The 967-nt window shown below is 43.2% G+C and carries 1 protein-coding gene; it reads left to right on the top strand.

Annotated features, from left to right (window positions below):
- Positions 1–30: 30 nt before the first annotated feature.
- Positions 31–967: amidoligase family protein (locus N1032_RS23995; RefSeq protein WP_259542965.1), on the top strand; the 937-nt coding region annotated here is incomplete at its 3' end.

Raw genomic sequence — 967 nt, forward strand, 5'->3', positions numbered from 1 at the left:
CCTAGACAGGCTGCTGTAGAGCCTTCTAGTGTGGTTATTGACGAGGATATGCCAGACTTCCTTAGTAGTGGAAGTCATGCTCATTCATTCGACCCGAATGTAGGGCAATCCATTCCTCGTTTACGTCGTCGTAATGCTGACGATAACAGTCAAACTTTCTCCGGCAATGTTCCAGAAGGTCAGGAAATGACAACGATTGCTTCAGAATTCGGGTTACGTGCTTCGTACCCGTCTATCGAACAGCACCCATTAATCGTAGGTACTAACCTAGCGGGTGTTGAAATCGAATTGGAAAACTTGCGCATGGAACGTCCACGATTTAATTACTGGACAGCGAAAGGGGACGGCTCACTCCGTAACAATGGTATGGAGTTTGTGTTCAGTTCTCCGTGGGGCGGCGTTGATTTATACAATGCTGCCATTGAGATTGATAGCTTCTTATTCGATAACAATCCAGATGATAACTGGCGTTGTTCGACTCACGTTCACATTGATGTTCGTAATATGAATGTCAAACAGCTTAAGCGTTTGGTACTCGCTTATGTCTTCTATGAACGTGTGTTGTTTAAATGTTCAGGTTGGCATCGTTATAAGAACAACTTCTGCATGGCTCTGGGTTTTGCCCAAGAACAATTGAGTACTCTGAGTACTGCATGGCAATATAATGATGGTCAGTTCTTGAACCACATTATTAGTAATTGGGATAAGTATTCAGCAATGAACTTCCTCCCAATGAGCACATTCGGTTCTGTAGAGTTCCGAATTTCAGAAGCCAAATGGCGTAAAGGTCGTTTGATTCGTCTGGTTAATCGCTTCATTTCTCTGAAAGAGATTGCGATGAATAGTGATGTTGATGATGCAGAGTTTATCGAACTGTTAATCAATACACCAATTCAGAAGGTAATCCGTAAAGGGTTGCCTCGTCAGTTACCAGAAGTTCAGGAAGATATTGAAGTCGGAGGCCAAG

The organism is Herbiconiux daphne (assembly GCF_024979295.1).
Lineage (GTDB): Bacteria > Actinomycetota > Actinomycetes > Actinomycetales > Microbacteriaceae > Herbiconiux > Herbiconiux daphnes.